We start from the raw sequence: 18,624 nt of genomic DNA, 5'->3' as shown, positions 1-18,624 counted from the left end.
AAAAAAATGTAGGTATCTACAAGATAAAAGTCTTCTTATTGCAATAATTTACAAAACGCCATTTTATAAAACTGACACCTGTGTACATCTAAAATTTTATTAAGTTGACGGACTCAAATTACAACTTAAAAAAATCATGTACTTTTGTTTAAACCGCTAATTGTATGAGTATTATTGATATTATTTTGGCTGCCCTCTTATTATTTGGGTTTATTCGTGGGCTTTTTAAAGGGCTTTTTGTAGAAGTCGCCTCATTAGTAGCCCTAGTTTTAGGAGTTTATGGAGCTATTCACTTTAGCTACTTTGCTTCAGGTTTTTTAGAATCAAAAGTCGATTGGAACGAAAAAACCATCAATATTGTTGCCTTTGCCATTACATTCGTGGTTATCGTTTTAGTCATTAGCTTGACAGGAAAGGCCTTAACGAAGTTAGCCGATTTTGCTGCTTTAGGCCTTATCAATAAACTAGCTGGTGCTGTTTTTGGAGCGCTTAAAATTGGATTGATTCTAAGTGTACTCTTAGGTGTTTTTCATAAAATGAATAATACATTGCCGTTTATGGAAAAAGAAGATTTGGAAAAAAGCATGCTTTACGAGCCTATAAAATCATTAGCCCCTATGATTTTTCCAACCATCATTAAAAGCGATTCAGAAGAAACCACTGAGGAGGACGCATAAAAAAAACCATTCTTTTGAATGGCTTTTATTTACTAATCTAAATGATAGATTTCCATAATATCCTTAAGATACTTTTCAAAGTCTATTTTTAAATCAATGAGTTTTCCTGTATGCACATCAAACACCCATCCATGAACTTTTAACCCCCTATCTCTAAAAGCTTTTTGAACAGCTGCTGTTTTAATTAAATTCACACACTGTTCTTGCACATTGAGTTCTACCAAACGATCGTATTTTTTTTCTTCGCATGTAATAGCATTTAACTCGTCATGATGCATTCTGTAAACGTCTCTTATATTTCTTAGCCAACCATTTAAAACGCCCAAATCTGCCGATTGCATCGCGGCTTTTACACCTCCACATGCATAGTGTCCACACACCACCACGTGATTGACCTTTAAATGTGTAACAGCATAGTTAACTACAGACATACCATTGGCATCGGTACCAACAACCATATTTGCGATATTTCTATGTACAAAAACATCACCAGGTCCTAACCCCATTAATTCTTCAGCCGTAACACGACTATCTGAACAACCAATAAATAACAATTCAGGATTTTGTCCCTTACCTAATTTATCGAAATATGCAGTATCATTGTCTAACTTGTCTTTAATCCACTTTTCGTTGTTTTTAAATACATTTTTGATATCCATAGTCCGCTGTTTTAAATTGTATTTTTAATATTGTTTTTCACCCATTTCATACAGGTTTTAAAATCTTTGAAAATATGCTCATTAGGAATGAGATCTGGAATAATATCAATCCGTTCCATCATATATCGAGGTTGTTTTAAAAGCCCTACAAATAAAACGTCTATTTTATGCTTTTGCAACTCTAAAAGCATATCTTCCATAGCATATAAACCAGACTGATCCATGTACTGCATTCGTCCTAATCGTATCACAACTGTTTTTGCTGTTTTAGGGATTTGCTGTGTTAAGGCTTGAAAATCGCTTGTAGATCCAAAAAACAAAGGCCCTTTTAAATGTTTAACAAAGACTTCTTCTTTTAAATCTGAAGGAAAATCACCTTCATCATCCCAAGATTCTTCTTTTAATGATTTAACATCCGAACGTTCTGCTGTTAAGTCCCCTATCTTTTTCATAAACATTAGCGAAGCAATAATTAAACCTATACCTACGGCATAAATTAAATCCCAGAAAGTTGACAGTAATAAAACAACCATCATAATTAAGACTTCAGAGCTCAGTTTTAGTGGGCCTATTTTTATGTCTTTTGGTAATGCCGGAATTGCTTTTAGGCCTTTATAGTCCATAACTCCGATACCTACTGTAATCAATATCCCTGCTAATACAGCCGCTGGTATTTTAGATGCTACAGGACCTAACGCTAACATAATAACTAACAGCATTACACCAGCAATCATTCCAGATAATTTTGTTTTCCCACCGGCATTAATGTTCACAACCGTTCTAATTGTTGCACCTGCACCTGGAATTCCACCAAAGACAGCAGCAATACTGTTACCAATACCCTGACCTATTAACTCCTTATTTGGTTTGTGCTTTGTTTTAGTCATGTTATCCGCAACCACACTTGTTAATAAAGAATCTATAGCGCCTAACAGGGCTAAAGTTAATGCTGTAAATATGTAAGGAGTAACACTTCCCAAACTAAAACTGGTAAACATTTCTAGTTTTGGAATTGGAATACCCCCTGGAATTTCTGAGATTGGCCGATAACCTAATTTGAAACCATAAGCAATACCAGACATTACAATCAAAGCCACTAGAGTACTAGGAATTGCTGTAGTTATGCGTTTAAACCCATAAATAATAAATATGGTTCCTAATGCCAACAGAAGTTCTAACCAATTTATATTTTGTATTGCTCTTGGCAACACTTTTATTGCACCAATAGTACCTGAAGCTTCTTTTGCGGCTAAAGTTTGAGATTCGTTAAGCACTTGTTCAGGCGAAATTTTTTCGGCTCTAGTAATGGTTTCTTTAAAATTTTCAAGAACTAAAATTCCTTCGCCGGCTTCTTCTTTTAAAATATTCTCAAGAATCACTTCTTCTGCTTGGGGTTTAAATTGCTCCACAAAAGCTGTATCCTCCTTTGGATAATACCCTAAAGATGGTAAAATCTGTGTTAGTAAAATGATTACACCAATAGCCGTCATAAAGCCAGATACAACGGGATATGGAATATATCTAATATACTTACCTAATCCCATTAACCCTAAACCAACCTGAATTAAACCAGCTAGCAGAAATACCGTTAATATTGCTGGTAATGCTTTTTCTATACTACCATCATTTGCAGCAACGATACCCGCAATTATAACCATACTGACTGCAGTCATTGGTGCTGTAGGTCCGGAAATCTGTGTGGCAGTACCGCCAAAAAGAGCAGCAAAGAAACTGATAAAAATAGCTCCGTACAAACCTGCTTCTGGTCCTAAACCTGAAGACACTCCAAAGGCTAATGCCAATGGTAATGCGACTATACCTGCGGTAATACCACCAAACGCATCTCCTTTAAAATTTGAAAAAAACTTTTTCATCTATATCTATTTATTGTGTTATTTATGCTGCACCGATTTTTAAAAATTAAAAACCGTTATAATATTTAATTGATCTCTACTATTCGTTTCAAAAAACTGATTCATATAACCAATTTCTAGCCGTAAAGAACGATTAACCTTGTACCCAAAACCACCAAATAACCTATTTCTGTCGAAAATAGAACTTTCTGTGTTTATAAAAATCTCATTGTATGCCGAAAAATAATATTTGTTGTTTTCATTCTTACTTAATGAAACTGTAAGCCCTAAAAGATAACGAAATCGCATTTTAAAATCGCTTTCGATGAAGCGTTGTTAAAATCGGTACCTATGGTTTAATTTCACAAAACCATCCTTTTGTTTTGTTGTAAATTGTTGAAATATTCGATGTTCGTTTATAGAACTTTTAGCATCAGTTTCATCAGTATAATTTTGAGATAGAATATAACCATAACCAAGCAAAATATTATCATTATTTTCCGATAAATTATAACCAAGTCCTGTTCTTATAAGTAATTGTTCTAAATCGTCTATAATATTATAACTTCTATATTGTACTTCATTGTGAATATTCCACTTTTCATTAAGTTGCTTATTTCCAATATACAGCAGCCAATTCCCCAATTTAGGCTCTTGCGCATAAGCAAATATAGGCAGCACTAACAAAATTGTTAATGCTACCCTATTTACCTTCCTCTTCATGTAATATGTAACCCCTCTTTTATTCATAAAATTTCACCTCGCCTGTATTAATATCATACATAGCACCGATAATTTTAATTTCATCATTTTTTTCCATTTCAGTAAGAATAGGACTTTCGGCATGAATTCTCTCTATAGTCAATTGTACATTCATATGAGATACATTATCAACAAACTCTAAGTTTTTAGAATTTCTTAAACTCACATCTTTAGGTTCTTCAACAGCTTTAACTGCAGGTTTAATCTTGGCTATAAGCTTGGTTAAATTCCCTAATTTAGCATCGTCACAAGCCCCTTTTATGGCTCCACAACTTGTATGTCCTAAAACAACAATAAGTTTCGTCCCTGCTAACTTAGATGCAAATTCCATGCTCCCTAAAATGTCTTCGTTTACAAAATTACCTGCTATACGTACACTAAAAATATCACCCAACCCTTGGTCGAAAACCAATTCGGCCGAGACTCTAGAATCTATACAACTTAAAATTGTTGCAAACGGAAATTGCCCTTCACTGGTATCATTAACCTGTTCTAATAGGTTTCTATTGGCTTTTAAATTGTTTTGAAATCTAACGTTTCCTTCTTTTAAATATGCTAAAGCCTTTTGAGGCGTCATTGTTGCTTGAGTTTCTCTTGTATGTGCTTTCATCTGTTTTGTCTTTGTATTTAATTAAAATTGCTACTATTACGCTTCCGATACTAATAAGGAAACATTCAACTTGTTTACCACTTGTTTTAATGACGTTTCTACTGCATTTGTGGTGGTGTTCACTTTACTTTCAGTTCTATCTACACACAATAAATTAATATTGTTTTTTAATACATAAGATGAAAGTGTTGTTAGGGTATTTGCATTCTGCTCAAATACATATTCTACCATACCATTGTTGTGGGTAGTCATGGTATTTGATATTTCCTTCTGACTATTAATAATTTTAAACGATTTTAAAGGTGCTGTTGTATGTGTAATTAAATCTTTAGAAAACTGAGATTTAAAAATTTTATTAGAATCATTTAAAACTCCCAAAGTCATTTTTTCATTAGGCCTTAACGCGTTTTCATTTGCCGAAATCATTATTATTCCTTTAAATTCTTTTAAAATAAAACGTGTAATACTATCTCCAATAAGTTGCAATGGACTTGAATCTCGCTGTCCTAAAACGATAATATCTGGCTTAGCGCTATTGATGTAATTTCGAATTTCTTCCTTTACTTTTCCGAATGTATAACTGTAATCAATTGACACCTTATACTCTTTTGAAATCGGATTAATTAAAGCTTCAATTTTCTTTTTAGTATTATTTTGTTCTTCATTTAAAGTTCTTATAGCCGATAATTGATTATCTCTATCTACAATATCAATGTGTTTTTTAACATGAAACAATGCAATTTCAGCATCAATCATATTAGCTAAACTCACACTACTTTTTAAAGTAGTACTTGCCGTTTTATTTAAATCTGAAAGGACTAGTATTTTATATGTATTGTTTTTCATAACCTCTAGCTTAAACTTATATTAGACTTAGGTCTTAATTGAAAGAACTCAATAAAACTCGGTGGATTTTCAACAACACCACGTTTTGAAACTAATTTGATATCAATATTTCGTTCTTTGGCTTTAAAAGCAAAATCTTCAAGAATTTCAATAATATCATAATCTAGATATCTAGTTTTAGTCACGTCAAACTCTAAATACGTATCTCTTGGCAAGCTATCGAGTTCCTTTAAAATTGCTCCTTTATTAAAGAAAGTTACTTCTTCAGCAAGCTCCATTTTAATTTTGTGCTTACCATTACTATTATCTTCAATATGAAGAAAATGAGAGTTTTGGTAACTTTTCAATAATATCACAACAATACCAACAGCTAAGCCCAAACCAATACCCACAAGTAAATCCGTAAAAACAATACCTATTACAGTCACAAAAAATGGTATAGACTGCTTCCATCCTAAATTGTACATTTTTTTAAATAATGATGGTTTTGCTAGTTTATAACCGACTAACAATAGGATTGCAGCTAATACTGACAAAGGAATTTTATTTAACAAGGTCGGAATTAGAATTACAGATAATAAAAGTAGTAATCCGTGTAAAATTGCAGACATTTTACTTTTACCACCAGATTGAATATTAGCAGAACTTCTAACAATAACCTGTGTAATAGGTAAACCTCCAACTAGACCAGAAATAATATTCCCTGTTCCTTGTGCTAACAACTCCCTATTTGTTGGTGTTACGTTTTTTTCTGGATCAATTTTATCTGACGCTTCTACACATAATAAGGTTTCTAAACTCGCAACCAATGCGATGGTAAAAGCCACAACCCATACTTCAGGATTTGTAATTGCAGAAAAATTAGGAAAACTAAATTGACCGATAAATGAATCTAAATCATCAGGAATGGGAACACTTACCATATGTGTACTTCCAATAGCTAATACATCACTATTTTGTGTAAACATGAAGAATAATATTCCTAAAACTACAACCACGAATGGCCCTTGAATAATTTCGAATACTTTCGATTTTTTACTCAATATTTTATCCCAAAGGATTAAAAGCAATAGACTGATAAGGCCAATTAGCGCCGCTCCAGGATGGATATTGCTTAGCATAGTAAACAATTCTGAAAAGGTATTACCACCATCGATTTCAAAAAATTCTAAATCCCAAGCAGAGGCTTCATCATAACCAAAAAAGTTAGGGATTTGTTTTAAAATAATAATAATTCCGATACCTGTCAGCATCCCTTTTATCACTGAAGAAGGAAAATAATACCCTATAATTCCTGCTTTTAGAACTCCAAAAATTAATTGAATAACACCGCCTAAGACAACAGCGACTAAAAAGTTTTCATAACCTCCTAGAGAACCTATTGCGGTTAATACAATGGCAGCCAAACCGGCTGCTGGTCCACTCACACCAATTTTAGAACCACTTAAGGCTCCTACAACAATTCCTCCAATAATTCCGGCAATTAGACCAGAGAAAAGAGGTGCTCCACTGGCTAGGGCAATACCTAAACATAAAGGTAATGCCACAAAAAATACAACGATACTTGCAGGCAAGTCGCTTTTTAATGTTTTAAACATTTATAAAATGATTTGTTACTATTGAATCGATTTCAATAGTTATTTTAATACTTTTTTTTGGGGACAGTAACTGTCGAACGAAAAAATATTAAATCAAATCTGGTGGTGGAGATATTAAATTGAGATGTGGTTTCGGATAATTTTTAAAGGTATATCCTACAAGATTGGCTTTTGTATGGTCTACAAACAAAAGCTCTAAAACTTGATCATTTTTATCAAAAATAAGCTTCGCATTAGCGTGCTCTTCTTCTTCTGTTATGCTAAAAAAACAAGAGATATCTACAGAGTCATCAATAGACATAATAATAGTAGGTGCAGCAATAAGTGCCATAAAAATTATGGTAAAAAAAATGGCGAGTCTGTATTTGATGCTTTTTTGCATAAGCGACAAATATAGTACGTTAGAGATGAACAGACTGTTAAATAGTTCTAAAAAACGTTCAATAATTTAATGTCTTTTGAAGGAATCCAGCCTGTAGAATTATCTGAAAGTTTTATTCTATTCCAATCATCATATGTTTCTATAACTTGGACTTTAGTTCCTTCATGCAACCTAAACACCTCTTCACTAGTCGGATTAGGATCTGTCTTTACTCTACTTTCTTGTGCAAAAACAATGGCAGGATTATCTTTTTTATTTAAACCTTCCTTTTGAAATGCCATAGCTACAGCAAAACACGCGACAAACAAACTCACAATACTCGTTACAAAAGCAATTCGTTTTTTTGAACTTGTATAAGAAAAATGATAGGCTAAAAATATAACCACAAATAAAAGCACCCCTCCAACAGCCATTTTGGCCCAAGTGTCTGTACTAAAAGTGTTGACCACATTATTTATAATTCTTGAAAAACCAACCACAGGAACTTCCTCAATAGCATCAATCGTCATGTTTCGTGCAAATGCCAAGTTATTTTGAATATCCTTATCGTTAGGCTTTAACTGCAGCGCTTTTTCAAAATAATAAATGCTTGGTGCAATATTATTTAACTTATAGTTGGCATTTCCTAGGTTAAAATACAACTCGGCCGAATGTTGTTTTGAATCTAAAATAGATTCATATTTATCAATGGCTTCGGCGTATTTACCATCGTTATATAAAGCATTGGCTTCACTAAAACTTTGATCGTTTTGCGAAAAACCAATGAAGCTAAAACAACATATAAGTAAGAAGGTAATAGCTCTCATATTATCTCAGTTGTTTATCTATTAATGAAATTGTCTTTGCTGCTTTATCATAATCATTTTGCATGGTGACTTGTGTAATTGGAGTGTAACGTGCCAATTCGCAATTTTCTAGAATTGAAATAAAATCTGAAACAACCACGTCACCGACCTGTTTATCACTTAAAAGACTTTTGATTTTTTCTTTATTAAAATCACTAGTTTCAATATTTAATTTTGCTTTTAAATAATTATGGAGCGCTTTTTCTAAAGCTAAATAAAAGGTTTCTTTTTGTCCAAGTGCTTTTTTAGCTTCTCCTAGATACTTCTTAGCTAATCGATCTGCTTTTCTTATACGATTACCATGCACATCGGCATTGCGTTCATCTTTTTTACGTCTTACAACAATAGCTAAAGGAATCGCTAAAAATGGTAGCAATAACAAAGACCAAAATCCTGTAGACTTAAAGAAAGGTTCAGACTCTATTGGCAACCAATTTGAGGTTGTTTTTATAAACGCAAATGTGTTTGTATTTGGACTAACCGTTTGTTTCGTATTTACGGTTGCATTTTCTGTTGTATTACTAGAAGACGTAGGGCCTTCTAAAACATCAATAACGATATCCTCTGATGTAATACGCTTATAGCTTTCTGTTTTTAAATCGAAATAAGAAAATGAAATATTTGGTAGCGGATATTTCCCCTTATATTGTGGAACGATAGTGTAAGTATCTGAGATATTACCTTGCATACCAGCTAAACTAGTACGGATATTTTCTTTGTGCTCTGGTTCGTAAACCTCTAATGCACTTGGTACAGATAACTTAGGTAATTCAAACAGTTTTAAATTCCCTTTTCCTGAAACTTCTATTTTAGCTTGAAGTGATTCAGTTGCATTCAACTGTGTTTTACTCGTTGAAACTTTAAAGGTATAATCACCAACAGCGCCTTTAAAATCTGAAGGTTTCCCTTTCTCTGGCAAAGGCTTAACATTAATTGTTCTACTTCCTGCGGTTACAACTTTAGGAACCCTAGTGAGTAATGCTCTTCCAAAAATATCTGTTCGATTTGATGGTACCTCTACAGTAACATCCATTACTAACGGCTCTAATTTTAATGGTCCTGTTTTTTGAGGGTAGAGTACGGTCTTTCTAAGAATAACATAACGGTATTCCTCTCCATTATACTCTCCTGTTTGAACTGGAAATCCCTTAATTTCAATATTCTGACTCCAAAAATCATTAAATCTTGGAATATCTTTTTCTCGCCAATTACTTACTCCTGTTTCTCTTGAAACATACAACTTATAAACTACGGTTATGGCTTCGTTTAAATATGGATTGGCTTTAGAGACCTCAGCGACTAAATGAATATTATCAGAGGCTACATCTGAAGCCGCTGTGTTTCCATTTGGCGCTTTAACAGCAGCAGTAACAGTAACCGTTATCGGGAATGTTTTATATGTTTCTCCATCGATTTCAATGGTTGCTTGTTTTATAGTAAAGTTTCCTCGTTTTTTTGGTGCTAAAAAATAGCTATATGTTTTAGAATACGAACGTTTCCCATTTAAATACTTATTACTAACAGAAGTATTTGGTCCTCCAACGACATCAAAATCTACGAAACTAGGAGGTTCAAAATTGTCTCCGTCTTTGTTCATTTCAAAATCGATGCGCAAACGTTCATTAATTCCTAGTTTCTTTTTGCTAACTTTTGCTTCAAATTTCACTTGCGCAGAAGCGATACTTGTTGCAAGTATTAGGAATAATATGGATATCTGATTTTTTATGTTCATAATATAGACGACTTTAGAGATACTATTTACGATTCATATACTATAAATCATAAATTCGTAATTCGACAATCGTAATTTGTTTTACCAGTCTTTTTCAGTCTTAACCTTAGCGCCTTTTTGCTTTTCGGCATTCATTTTTTCTTGAACCTTTTGTTCTTGATTTTGCATGGCTTCCAAAATATTCTTTATCTGCTGAGGCGACATCTGTCCTGGTTTAGGCTTAGGCTTCTCATTATTGTCTTTGTTATCTTCATTTCCTTTTCCATTATCCTTTTTATCATCTTTAGGCTTGCCATCTTCATCTTTATCCTTGTCACCATCTTTTTTATCCTTATCGCCTTCGTCCTTTTTATCTTGGTCGTCCTTCTTATCTTTATTGTCTTTGTTTTCGTCTTCTTTCTTTTGTTCGTCTTCCTTATTCTGTTCGTTGTCTTTGTTCTCGTCTTTTTTATCATCTTCACCTCCGCCATCTTGCTTTTGCTGATCAGCGCATTCTTTGGCTAAGGCATAATTATAACGCGATTCTTCATCATTAGGATTATTTCTAAGGGCATTTTTATAGGCCTCTACAGCTTCCTTACATTGCTTATTTTGCATTAAGATATTACCAATATTATGAAACGCTCTGTGTTTTTCGTCTTTAGTTGTTGCATTAGCAGCCGCTTCTTGGCTTCTAAATAAGGCCTCATCAAAACTTCCTTTTTTATAATAAGAGTGGGCTAAATTATAAGCTCCGGTAGCCTTTGTTGGAGCTTCTGAAATGGCTTTTCTATATTCCATTTCGGCTTCAACATAGTTATCCTTACTAACCAACTCATTGGCTTTATAAACTAGATTTGTGGCTTTTTTTTCAGCTTCTAATTGTTCCTTACTCAGATTTTGAGCCCCCACAAGACTGCCAATAAAAAGCGTGATAAGTAGTATGTATAGTTTCATGTATTTTTAATTATGAAAACGAGCTCTAAATTACTAAAGCCCAAACAGACTTAGCGTTAAAAAAAATCTAAAAATTTTAATCTGATCGCTTCAATTATTTAGAAAAGCCTCAAGGACATATTGCAACGAGTCGCCTTTCAATTAATCTTTTTAGATATACGTTTCGTTAAATAGGTTAAGTTTCTTTAACCAAGCGGTTTTACGTTCTAAAAAGAAGATATCAATAAATAAGAGTATTATGCCTAAAGCCAGGAACCACTGAAATTGGTCTTTAAAATCTGAAATTTGTTTTGACTCAAATTCTTGCTTATCCATTTTATCTAATTCTTCTTTTATCGTTTTTACAACTTCAGCTGTATTACTTCCATTAATATAAACTCCATTGGCCTCAGCAGCAATTTCCTTTAATGTTGACTCGTCTAATCGGGTAATTACAGTTTCGTTGTTATTGTCTTTCTTATAATTTAAAATGACCCCATTTCGTTTTATTGGAATTGGTCCTCCTTTAACATTACCAACTCCAACAGTTAGTATTCTAATCCCTTGTTCAGAAGCTTCTTCTGCAATATTTAAAGCCTCTCCGTCATGGTCTTCCCCATCAGAAATGATAATTAACACACGATTGGCTTGGTCTTCATTATCAAAATAGGTTTTTGAAAGTTGAATAGCTTCACTAATTGCTGTTCCTTGTGAGGACAACATATCTGTATTCATATTTTGTAAAAACATTTTTGCCGAAGCGTAATCTGTTGTAATTGGCAGTTGCGGAAATGCTTTACCTGCATAAGCGATAATCCCTACACGATCACTCACCAAACTGTTTATGATCTGCGTTACCAACTGTTTTGATTTCTCTAATCGGTTTGGTGCTATATCTTCAGCTAGCATACTTTTTGAAACGTCTACTGCAAAAACAATATCTACACCTTCGCTACGAATAGTTTCTAATTTTGTTCCTATTTTAGGATTTACCAATGCTAAAGACAAGCAAGCAAAAGCACCACAGAGAACCAATACTTTTAAAACACTTTTAAATAGTGATTGGTTAGGACTAAGACGTCTTAGTAATGCGGCATCTGCAAACTTTTTCTGCACAGCGCGTCTCCAAAACTGAAGCAGTATAAACAACAAAATGATTACTGGTATTACCAGTAGCGTCCAAAACCATATTTTTTCATCGAGTCTAAACAAAGCTTCTAAATATTGTGTTTCTTAATAATAATTCTATCAATAATAATAATCCGGCAATAAGTACTAATGGTCTATACTTTTCATCGTAATTGTAGTATTTTGTTTCTTCAATTTCGGTTTTTTCGAGCTTATTGATTTCGTCATAAATTTCGGCTAACTTATCATTGTTTGTCGCTCTAAAATATTTACCACCAGTTTCTGTGGCAATTTCTTTTAATAAGGCTTCATCAATTTCTACTTGCATACGACCATATCTAAAAGATCCATTATTATTAAATCCAATTGGGGATAATGCCATCCCGTTTGTACCTAAGCCAATGGCATAAACTTTAATTCCATACTCTACAGCTAATTCACTCGCAATTTTTGGATCTATAAATCCTGAATTATTAACCCCATCCGTTAATAAAATAATGACTTTACTCTTAGCTCTACTATCTTTTAAACGGTTAACTGCGGTTGCTAATCCCATACCAATCGCTGTTCCGCTTTCAATAATAGAATTATAGTTAATATCTCTAAGAGCTCTTTTGACGATAGATTTATCACTAGTAATTGGTGTTTTAGTGTAGGCTTCACCTGCATATTCAACCAAACCGATTCGGTCATTTGGACGTCCATCTATAAAATCTGCAGCCACTTCTTTTAACGCATCTAATCGATTAGGGCGCAAATCTTTTGCCAGCATACTTGCAGAAACATCTATCGCCATCACAATGTCTATTCCGCTAGTTGTTTTAGTTTTTGTGGATACATCAACGGTTCTTGGTCTAGCTAATGCTGTAATTAAAAACACCAAGGCAATTAAGCGCAATGCAAAAAGCAGGTGTCTTAATTTTGACCAAGATGAAGATGCGCCTTTAAATCCTTCAATACTCGACATCTTTAACTCAGCCGTTTGCTTGCTATGCTTAAAGACATACCAAACTATTGCTATTGGTAAAAGCAACAACAGCCAGAAAAACTCTTTATTTAAAAATTGTATATTTTCTAACATCATTCTTTCTCTTCTTCAGGCGCTTCAGATTTCAATTCTATGGAATCTACGATACGTTCAATGATATCATCGGTATAATTATCATCAGTTCTCCAACTTAAAATTATTTGTTGCCTAACGTTTTCTGCTCTAAAAAGAAACAGGTTGTATTTGGCTGGTATCATATCGTCGTCACTTAGAGCCAGGTTCATAGTTCCATAAACTTTCAATCCTTCAGCTCCATTTGGCGTTGTAAATTGTTCTCTTTTAACTATAATATCTTTTGCTCCTTGAGATTCTAATTGTTTTAAATAAGTTTCAGAAGTTTTTTGTAAATCTTGTGCTTTTTCATCATCAGTTAATTCTTTTGGTTGACCTTGAGAATCAGTAATTTTAAATTTTGTTGTACTAACTTGAATGTCTAATCCAGATTTTTTAGATAAATATCGAAATACCGCTGTACTAATTTTATCTTTATATTCCTCAGGAACCTCAACGTCTTCACGTTTTAAAACCTCTGGTGTTTCAATAAAAATTGGGGGATAGCCATAGGCACTTTTTACCCAATCACCCTCTAAAAGTTCTTTACTTTCATGACCAATAATGGTATCTTTTACGTAACCAAAGCCATATTTTAGTCCAAAACCAATAAAAGTAGCAATGACAAGGAATACCGAAATAGCCACGGTAATCCAGATTTTTCTTCGCTTCTTTTTACGTTCTTGTGCTTCTTTATATTTCTGATCTAATAATTTTCCCTCTTCAGATGGCTCTGGCAAGCTAATCTTAACGTTATCGATAGCTTTATCTATTGTAGATTTGTCCATTTCTGCCAGTGCAGTATCTGGTGCAGACTTCGCAAACTTAACCAAATCGGCTCGTTTTAAAATAGATTCAATATGTAAAATCGTTTCTTTTGAAAGTGGCACTTGATTCCCTTCTTTCAATAAATTTAATCTATCGATAAGTTCTGACGTTGTACTTTCTAAAGCACGATCATAGACTTGCTCATCTAAATATTTTCGGATAATAAACGTTAATTCAGAATAGTATTCCTTGACCTCTGAGCGCAATAACAACTGACTTTCATCTAATTTTTGCAATGCTAATTTTGCACGATCATAAGGAGGTAATAAGGCCATTTCCTCTTCTTCAGATAAAGGCTTAGCTCTCCAAATAAACCAGTACAGCAAAAAGGCGATCACAGCCATTATGAAACATACAAGAACTAACCATTTCCACCAATCACTTCCGCTTTTTTCAACTTCAATAATAGGTTTAATATCGTAGAGTTTCTGTTTGGTTGTATCAACCTCAACCGTATTAACTTCTACTTTTAACGAATCTGTAAAAAAGGGGTGCTCTCCAATGATAATTTTTTGTCGTGGAATGGTATAAGCACCCGAATCAAATTGTGTAAGCTTATAGATTCTTGATAATAAGAACTTAGCATCACGTTTTGTGGTATCTATTTTTAAGGCTTCCACATTTTCTAGAGGCATAAACGTTTGACCTTCTGGAAAAACAACTAATGCTAATGAATCGGCTTCAACATTAATTTTATAATTAATTTGCTCTCCTACTCTAATTTTAGTGGTATCGATTTCAGTTGAAACTTGTGCTAAAGAGAACAGAGAACCAAGAAAAAAGAACACAGAAAATAGTCCGAAGACAGAAGCCCTAAGACGAAAGACCGCAGAGTCCTCTTTTTTTGTTAATATGCCAAATATATATTTTAAACTTTTCACTTTACAATTCTTACTTTACACTTTCTACTTCTTCATGATTCCAACTTTAAGCTTCGAACATATCAGCCTCTTCGCTTAAAGTATCCTAATAATTTCTTCACATAACTTTCATCCACTCTGCAATCAATAACTCCTGCGCCAGATTTTGCAAAACTGTCTTTAAAATAATTAACTTTTTCGTTGTAAAATTGACTGTAATTCTGTCTTACTTTTTTTGAGGCTGTGTTCACTAAAACAGACGCTCCTGTTTCTTCATCTACCATTTGTACCATTCCGAGGTTTGGAATTTCCGCTTCATGTTTATCATAAATTCTAATTCCAGTAATATCGTGTCTGCCTGCTGAAATTTTTAAATTCTGTTTATAATCGTCTGCTAAGAAATCAGAAAGCACAAAAACAATCGCTTTTTTCTTCATTACATTAGACAAGAACTTAAATGCTTCAGCGACGTCTGTCTTTTTACTTTTAGGCGAAAACTCTATTAATTCTCTAATTATTCTAAGGACATGAGAACGCCCTTTTTTAGGAGGAATATAAAGTTCAATCTGATCCGAAAATAAAATAAGACCAATCTTATCATTATTTTGAGTCGCAGAAAACGCTAATGTGGCTGCAATTTCTGTAACTATTTCATTTTTAAATTGATTTTTTGTTCCAAACATTTCACTTCCCGACACATCAACCATTAGCATCATGGTAAGTTCTCGCTCTTCTTCAAAGACTTTAATGTGTGGTAGATTGGTTCGTGCCGTAACATTCCAATCGATATTTCTCACATCATCACCAAATTGGTATTGGCGTACTTCAGAAAACGTCATACCACGACCCTTGAAGGTTGAGTGGTATTCTCCTCCAAATATATGATCAGACAATCGACGTGTCTTAATCTCAATTTTTCGTACTTTTTTAAGAAGTTCTTTAGTGTCCATTTTTTCAGTTTGCAGTGAGCAGTCTTCAGTTAGTCGTTATAATTCAGAATTCTAGTTAGCCACTGCCAACTGAATACTAATTTACTAACTACTATTATGGTACCTCGATTTCGTTTACAATCTTATTAATAATATCTTCTGAAGTTATGTTTTCAGCTTCAGCTTCATAAGTAATTCCTATTCTGTGACGCAATACATCATGAACAATGGCGCGTACATCTTCTGGAATAACATAACCTCTTCTTTTAATAAAAGCGTAACACTTCGCTGCAGTAGCCAAGTTGATACTTCCACGAGGTGATGCTCCAAAAGAAATTAAAGGTTTTAAATCTCCTAGTTTATATTTTTCGGGATAACGTGTAGCAAAAATAATATCGAGAATATACTTCTCTATTTTTTCATCCATGTAAACATCTCTAACCGCTTTTTGTGCACTTAGAATTTGAGCAATAGACACAACAGGATTTACTTTTTCGTAAGTACCTCTTAAATTTGCCCTTACAATTTGTTGTTCATCATCTATAGTTGGATAATCTATCACCGTTTTTAGCATAAAACGATCCACTTGTGCTTCTGGCAACGGATACGTTCCTTCTTGCTCAACGGGATTCATTGTTGCCATTACTAAAAAAGGTTTATCTAAAACAAAGGTTTCATCACCAATAGTGACTTGCTTTTCTTGCATTGCCTCAAGCAAAGCCGATTGTACTTTTGCTGGCGCTCTGTTAATCTCATCTGCTAAAACAAAATTTGCGAAAATTGGCCCTTTCTTAATCGTAAAGTCATTTTCCTTCATATTGAAGATTAATGTTCCAACCACATCTGCTGGCAATAAATCTGGTGTAAACTGAATTCTGCTAAACGTAGCATCAATAGCTTTTGAAAGGGTATTAATGGCTAAAGTTTTTGCTAAACCTGGCACACCTTCTAATAAAATATGACCTTGACCTAATAAACCGATGAGCAATCGCTCTACCATATGCTTTTGCCCTACAATAACCTTATTCATTTCAAAGGTTAGTAAATCTACAAATGCACTTTCTCTTTCTATCTTTTCGTTAATTGACTTAATATCAACTGTACTCGTTTCTTCCATTATTTAAGGGTTTAAGAACAAAACTATGTTTTATACCGATTTCAATTAAATTAAATTTTTTAACAAGAAATGGTTTCGTAATTTTTAGAGCATGCAAAGTGTTAAAATTTTTCGTTAGTTGCTGTTAACAATTGGTTAAAAAAAAGAGCAACACCGAAGTATCACTCATTTAAAGTTCAGAACACGTCTAAACGCACTCTATTAATCATGGATTAAGATAATTAATATTGAATTTGTCGTATTTCTGTATAAAGTTTAGGATGTAAAACCATCATATTTTCAGTTTCATTGAAACTAATAGATTCTTCGAGATTTAAATTGATAACGATGTCATAAATACGATTAGATTCAAATGCTATATTTACTAAATTTGAAGGTGTAGCATTTCCTATTTCTGCAATATCTAGACTAAATAAGGTTTGATTGATGTCTATAAAATTATTATCGTCGAGAACGAGCCTAATTTCATAAATATACGCTGACTTAATTTCAAAATAACTTACGAGAGATAAAACAAAATCATCTTTTAGATCACTAACATTATGGGTTCCTGTATTAATCGCATCTAAACTAACCCATGCATTTGGTGCATCTGCATCTTCTTTAACTCTTAACTGTACATCTTCTATATCTAAATATACTTTATTTAGATTATTCGTGGTGCTTTTTAAACTCACTGAAATTTCTGCGAATTCTTTATTATCATTAACATCATCTTTAGTACAACTTGTTGTACTGATTAAAATGATAAAAGAAAAAACTAAAATTTTTATAACTTGTAAACGTTTCATGACTTGAGCTTTTGAATAATTACAGGTCAATAATACCTTATTCTTAATGTTTTGAGTACATTTATGCACGAATTGCAAAAAAACCCTTATAAACTGAAAATAAAGTGAAATATTCTCGATTAATTGCAGGTACAATGACCTGGGGAAGCTGGGGAAAACAGCTCTCAAATAAGGAGACAGAAGCTTTAATAAACTTCTGTATTACTAACAACATCACCACTTTTGACCATGCAGACATTTATGGAGCTTATACAACAGAAGCCGAATTTGGTAAAGCATTTAAAGGGTCAGGAATTAATCGTGCTGATATACAGTTAATTTCAAAGTGTGGTATTCAGTATCAATGCGACAACAGAAATAATATTGTAAAACATTATAACTATAGTAAAGATTATATTATTTGGTCTGTTGAAGAATCCTTAAGACAACTAGAAACCGAGTATTTAGATTTATTACTTCTACATAGACCAAGTCCATTAATGGTTCCTGAAGAAATAGCAGAAGCAATTACGATACTAAAAAAAGACGGAAAGATTAGAGATTTTGGCGTCTCTAACTTTACCCCATCTCAAATGGAAATGATAGGTTTACGTATGGATATTGACGTCAATCAAATAGAATTTTCACTTACAGAACATTCGGCCATGCATGATGGCACTTTAGATTATATGATGACCAATGGTATAAAAGCAATGGCATGGTCTCCTTTAGGTTCTGTATTTAAAGATGACACCGAACAAACTAGACGCATACATAAACAACTTGGTGCATTAATGGAAAAATACAATGCTTCGGAAGATCAATTGCTATTGGCTTGGATTATGAAACACCCATCACTTATTCATCCTGTGGTTGGAACAACAACTAAAGAACGCCTGAAATTAGCGGTTGAAGCAACAAAAATTAATCTCGAATTAGAAGATTGGTTTTTGATATTAGTAGCGGCACAAGGACATAAAGTTCCGTAAACCAAAGCCCAACCAAAGCCTTTAT

At 33.4% G+C, this 18,624-nt stretch carries 17 protein-coding genes and 1 pseudogene; 2 read left to right on the top strand and 16 right to left on the bottom strand.

What is annotated here, in order from left to right; all coding sequences use genetic code 11:
• Positions 1-164: 164 nt before the first annotated feature.
• Complete coding sequence (locus tag ACXGSQ_RS04530) at positions 165-677, top strand: CvpA family protein (RefSeq protein ID WP_458628438.1); 513 nt, start codon at positions 165-167, stop codon at positions 675-677.
• A 32-nt stretch (positions 678-709) separates the two neighbouring features.
• Here the strand turns inward: ACXGSQ_RS04530 and ACXGSQ_RS04525 are convergent, their stop codons facing one another.
• The 16 genes and pseudogenes from ACXGSQ_RS04525 to ACXGSQ_RS04450 form a co-directional block, all read right to left on the bottom strand.
• Positions 710-1,336, bottom strand: a complete 627-nt coding sequence (locus ACXGSQ_RS04525) for a carbonic anhydrase (protein WP_458628437.1) — start codon at positions 1,334-1,336, stop codon at positions 710-712.
• An 11-nt stretch (positions 1,337-1,347) separates the two neighbouring features.
• Positions 1,348-3,210, bottom strand: coding sequence for a SulP family inorganic anion transporter (locus tag ACXGSQ_RS04520; RefSeq protein ID WP_458628436.1), 1,863 nt, complete (start codon positions 3,208-3,210; stop codon positions 1,348-1,350).
• A gap of 39 nt (positions 3,211-3,249) precedes the next feature.
• Positions 3,250-3,912 (bottom strand): annotated as a pseudogene (locus tag ACXGSQ_RS04515) (DUF2490 domain-containing protein).
• A gap of 19 nt (positions 3,913-3,931) precedes the next feature.
• Complete coding sequence (locus ACXGSQ_RS04510) at positions 3,932-4,561, bottom strand: carbonic anhydrase family protein (protein WP_458628435.1); 630 nt, start codon at positions 4,559-4,561, stop codon at positions 3,932-3,934.
• Positions 4,562-4,597: 36 nt separating this feature from the next.
• Positions 4,598-5,407, bottom strand: coding sequence for a universal stress protein (locus ACXGSQ_RS04505; protein WP_458628434.1), 810 nt, complete (start codon positions 5,405-5,407; stop codon positions 4,598-4,600).
• A 5-nt stretch (positions 5,408-5,412) separates the two neighbouring features.
• Complete coding sequence (locus ACXGSQ_RS04500) at positions 5,413-7,005, bottom strand: SulP family inorganic anion transporter (protein ID WP_458628433.1); 1,593 nt, start codon at positions 7,003-7,005, stop codon at positions 5,413-5,415.
• 88 nt (positions 7,006-7,093) lie between these two features.
• A complete protein-coding gene (locus ACXGSQ_RS04495) occupies positions 7,094-7,387 on the bottom strand; it encodes a hypothetical protein (protein ID WP_458628432.1) in 294 nt (97 codons plus the stop codon).
• 47 nt (positions 7,388-7,434) lie between these two features.
• Positions 7,435-8,193, bottom strand: coding sequence for a tetratricopeptide repeat protein (locus ACXGSQ_RS04490; protein WP_458628431.1), 759 nt, complete (start codon positions 8,191-8,193; stop codon positions 7,435-7,437).
• A 1-nt stretch (position 8,194) separates the two neighbouring features.
• Positions 8,195-9,964, bottom strand: coding sequence for a BatD family protein (locus ACXGSQ_RS04485; RefSeq protein WP_458628430.1), 1,770 nt, complete (start codon positions 9,962-9,964; stop codon positions 8,195-8,197).
• A gap of 81 nt (positions 9,965-10,045) precedes the next feature.
• The gene (locus tag ACXGSQ_RS04480) at positions 10,046-10,900 is read right to left on the bottom strand and encodes a tetratricopeptide repeat protein (protein ID WP_458628429.1); all 855 of its coding nucleotides are present in this window, start codon (positions 10,898-10,900) and stop codon (positions 10,046-10,048) included.
• Positions 10,901-11,050: 150 nt separating this feature from the next.
• Positions 11,051-12,091 (bottom strand): vWA domain-containing protein, encoded by a 1,041-nt coding sequence (locus ACXGSQ_RS04475; protein ID WP_458628428.1) that lies wholly within the window; start codon positions 12,089-12,091, stop codon positions 11,051-11,053.
• Positions 12,084-13,088, bottom strand: a complete 1,005-nt coding sequence (locus ACXGSQ_RS04470) for a vWA domain-containing protein (protein ID WP_458629319.1) — start codon at positions 13,086-13,088, stop codon at positions 12,084-12,086. The genes ACXGSQ_RS04475 and ACXGSQ_RS04470 overlap by 8 nt, the downstream gene beginning before the upstream one ends.
• Complete coding sequence (locus ACXGSQ_RS04465; RefSeq protein WP_458629318.1) at positions 13,088-14,722, bottom strand: hypothetical protein; 1,635 nt, start codon at positions 14,720-14,722, stop codon at positions 13,088-13,090. Before ACXGSQ_RS04465 ends, ACXGSQ_RS04470 begins: the two co-directional genes overlap by 1 nt.
• A gap of 155 nt (positions 14,723-14,877) precedes the next feature.
• A complete protein-coding gene (locus ACXGSQ_RS04460) occupies positions 14,878-15,744 on the bottom strand; it encodes a DUF58 domain-containing protein (protein WP_458628427.1) in 867 nt (288 codons plus the stop codon).
• A gap of 94 nt (positions 15,745-15,838) precedes the next feature.
• Entirely contained in the window at positions 15,839-16,840 is a 1,002-nt protein-coding gene (locus tag ACXGSQ_RS04455; protein WP_458628426.1) for an AAA family ATPase, read from the bottom strand.
• Positions 16,841-17,061: 221 nt separating this feature from the next.
• A complete protein-coding gene (locus tag ACXGSQ_RS04450) occupies positions 17,062-17,631 on the bottom strand; it encodes a DUF4382 domain-containing protein (RefSeq protein WP_458628425.1) in 570 nt (189 codons plus the stop codon).
• Positions 17,632-17,735: 104 nt separating this feature from the next.
• On the opposite strand from ACXGSQ_RS04450, the gene ACXGSQ_RS04445 reads away from it, so the two are divergent.
• Positions 17,736-18,599 carry an aldo/keto reductase gene (locus ACXGSQ_RS04445; RefSeq protein WP_458628424.1) on the top strand — a complete coding sequence of 288 codons (864 nt, stop codon included), beginning with the start codon at positions 17,736-17,738 and terminating at the stop codon, positions 18,597-18,599.
• Positions 18,600-18,624 lie beyond the last annotated feature (25 nt).

The sequence above is a fragment of the Winogradskyella sp. PC D3.3 genome (genome assembly GCF_054366245.1).
Note: the sequence above shows the minus strand (reverse complement) of the source record. Positions and strands in the feature narration are given on the sequence as shown.